The sequence below is a fragment of the Puerhibacterium puerhi genome, assembly GCF_009846865.1.
GTDB lineage: Bacteria > Actinomycetota > Actinomycetes > Actinomycetales > Cellulomonadaceae > Puerhibacterium > Puerhibacterium puerhi.
Genome location: NZ_WUWN01000086.1, coordinates 1 through 3,124, shown reverse-complemented (window position 1 = coordinate 3,124; position 3,124 = coordinate 1). Strand labels below are relative to the sequence as shown.

Annotated in this window: 3 protein-coding genes; all 3 read right to left on the bottom strand. The window is 81.1% G+C overall.

Annotated elements, in window-relative coordinates:
- Window positions 1-159 precede the first annotated feature (159 nt).
- On the bottom strand, window positions 160-1,371 hold the full coding sequence (locus tag GSF02_RS18355; protein ID WP_159798807.1) for a TadA family conjugal transfer-associated ATPase: 1,212 nt from the start codon (window positions 1,369-1,371) through the stop codon (window positions 160-162).
- Window positions 1,368-2,315: a P-loop NTPase gene (locus GSF02_RS18350; RefSeq protein ID WP_159798806.1), complete on the bottom strand. Its 948-nt coding sequence runs from the start codon at window positions 2,313-2,315 to the stop codon at window positions 1,368-1,370. Before GSF02_RS18350 ends, GSF02_RS18355 begins: the two co-directional genes overlap by 4 nt.
- Before the next feature lie 102 nt (window positions 2,316-2,417).
- On the bottom strand, window positions 2,418-3,124 hold a 707-nt coding region (locus GSF02_RS18345; RefSeq protein ID WP_328799045.1), incomplete at its 5' end, for an MFS transporter.

Sequence of the window (3,124 nt, the reverse complement as noted above, 5' to 3'; positions counted from 1 at the left end):
CGTCGGGCCGGGCGGGCCCGCCGCGCCGCGGCCGGTCCGCGCCGCGGGCGACGGCGTGGCCGGGCACGGCCAGCGCCACGGACGCACGGCGCCCGCCCGGCGCGGCCACGAGCCACGTGGCGGTCGCGCACGCCAGGCCGGCGGCGAGCGCCCCCGCGCTCACCACGGCCCCCACCGCTCGCGGAGCCGTGCCCACGCGGGGGCGTCGGTGACCTGCGGCGCAGCGGCCCGGCCGTCCCAGCGCGCGGCGGCGCGCACCACCAGCTCGCCCGAGTCGTGCCGGCCGGCCATGCCGACCTCCGCGACGAACCGGTGGCCGCGCTCCCGGCGCACGTGCAGCACGACGTCGACCGCGGCGGCCGCCTGGGCGGCGACCGCGTCGCGCGGCATGCCGGCCAGCGCGGCGAGCGCCTCGAGCCGGGCGGGCACGTGCTCGACGGCGTTGGCGTGCAGCGTGGCCAGGCCGCCGTCGTGCCCGGTGTTCATCGCGAGCAGGACCTCGCGCACCTCCGCTCCTCGGCACTCGCCCACCACGAGGCGGTCGGGGCGCATGCGCAGGGCCGCGCGCACCAGGTCGGTGAGGCTCACCGCGCCGGCGCCCTCGACGTTGGCACGCCGGGTGGCCAGGTGCACCACGTGGGGGTGCGCGGGCGCCAGCTCGCGGGCCTCCTCCACCGTCACCACCCGCTCGTCGGCCGGGACGAGCCGGAGCAGGGCTGCCAGCAGGGTGGTCTTGCCGGTCCCCGTGCCGCCGGAGACCAGCACGTTGGCCCGGCCGGCCACCAGCGAGCGCAGCAGGCCCGCCCACTCGCCGGGCACCGCACGGTGGGCCGCGAGGGCGTCGAGGGTGAAGGCCGCCTGCCGCAGCACGCGCAGGGACACCACGGCGCCCGCCGGTGCCACGGGTTCGACCACGGCGTGCAGCCGGGTGCCGTCGGGCAGCATGCCGTCCACGACCGGGGCCGCGTCGTCGAGCCGCTGGCCGGCCACGGCGGCGAGCCGGACCGCGAGCGCGCGGACCGCGGCGGGCGTGCCGAGATCGACGCCGGCACGCTCCAGGCCCCCGCCGCGGTCGACCCACACCTCGTGCGGGCCGTTGACCAGGACGTCGGTGACGCCGGGCAGCTCGAGCAGCGGCTGCAGCGGGCCGGCGCCGGTGAGCTCGGCGCGGGCGGCGCGGGTGAGGTCGCGCAGCGCGTCGCTGCCGAGCACGCGGCCGCTGGCGCGCAGCGCGTCGGCGAGGGTGCCGTCGTCGGGCGTGCTCTCGGCCTCGGCCGGGCCGGCGCGGTAGCCGGCACCGGTGACGGGCCTGGCCCCGAGCCGCGTGCGCACCTCGTCGAGCAGCTCCGGCTCCAGCTCCGCGCGCCTCACGCCGCACCCGCTCTGCCGTGCAGCCCGAGCATCCCGCCAGCGGCGGCAGGGCCCGCCGAGGACGCCGGGCCGGGCACGGGCAGGCCCGACGCGGCGTCGGGCGCCGCGCCGCCCGCCCCGGTGCCGACCACCGCGGCGAGGGCGTCGCCCAGCTTGCCGAGCGCCGTCCGCCGCCCCGCGGGCGGCCCCTCGCCGCGCTCGACGGCGGCCGCGAGCCGCCGGTCGGTGGGTGCGACCGCGGCCAGCGGCATCCCGGTGAGCTCCTCGAGGTCGACCGGGTCCACCCGGCCGGGGCCGGGACGCCGGCACACCAGGCGCGGCACCGCCGGGCCGCCCGGGCGGGCGCCGCCCACGTCCCCGCGCGCCGCGGCGACCGCCGTCGCCAGCGCCACGGCACCGGCCGCGCCGGGCATCGTCAGGGGCGCCACCAGCAGCACGTCGTCCGCCCCGGCCAGCAGCGCCCGCACCGCGGGCGTCCACCGTCGCGGCAGGTCGAGCACCACGTGCTCCCCGGAGCGCAGCAGGCCGGCGCAGACGTCCAGCACGACGTCGTCGTCCGGTGCCTCCGCCCGCAGCCGCGACACCGACAGCACCGGCACGGACCGCCACCGCGGCAGCGCGGCCACCAGGCCCCGGCCGTCCACCTCGCCGCGGGCGGCGGCGAGCTCGGGCCAGCGCGCGCCCGGCTCGCCCTCCACCCCGAGCAGCACCTCGACGCCCGGCCCCGGCGCGTCGAGGTCCACGAGCACGCCGCGCCCGGTGGTCCGGCGCAGGCCGTGCGCGAGGGCCGCCGCGACCGTGCTCGTGCCCGCACCTCCGCAGGCGCCCACGACGGCGACGACGCCCGACCGGCCGGCCGCCACGGGCATACCGGGCGCCGCGGGGCCGCCGGGCGCCGTCGGGCCGCCGGGCGCCGTCGTCCAGGTCCGTGTCCGTTCCTCCATGCCGGCCACCCTGGCTGCCGGCCCCGGCGGCCGGAGGGGCCCGCCGGCCGCGCTGTGGACGCCGACCGCCACCGCCGCGCTGGGGACGGCGCCCGGGACGCGCTACACGCGGACGGCGACCCGTCCCTGCCCCGCAATCTGCTTCTCGCGGCGCAGCGCCGGCACGAAGCAGACCGCGCCGAGCACGCTGAACGCGCCGCCCGCCACCATCGCCACGGGGGTGGACACCGCGTCGGCCAGCGCACCGAGCACCGGGGACAGCACCGAGTACGCGACGAACATCGTCATCGACGCCAGCGAGAGCACCGTCGCGCGGTTGCCCGCCCGCGCCTGCCGGTGCAGCAGCGTGCTGTACAGCGGCCCGCCGCTGCCGTGCAGCCCGTACGTCACGAGGTAGGCCACCACCAGCGCCGCCGGGCCCGCCACCAGGCCCATGGCCACCGCGCCCGCCCCGTTCAGCACGCGCGCGGCGAGCGCGGTGCGCGCCACCCCCAGACGCCCGGAGACGAGCCCGGCCAGGCCCGAGCCCAGCGCGAACACCGCCCACCCCACCGATGCGACCGGACCCATGACGGCGCCCGCCTCCTCGTGCGACCCGAGCAGCTCGGCCAGGCGCAGCGGCTGGAAGGACTCGAAGACGACCATCGCCGCCGCGGCGAACACCTCCACCAGCAGCAGGCCGAGCAGCACGCGGTCACCGCGGACCAGGCGCAGGCCGCCGGCGACCGCGCGCGGGGCGCCGCCCGCCGACGCCGCGGCGGCGCGCAGCCGGGCGGGCACGCGTCGGCGCGAGCGCCGGACGCCCGCCG

Bases quoted from the DNA above. Each gene is read 5' to 3' on its own strand.
- GSF02_RS18350 (WP_159798806.1), bottom strand. From the start codon at position 2,315: ATGGAGGAACGGACACGGACCTGGACGACGGCGCCCGGCGGCCCGACG.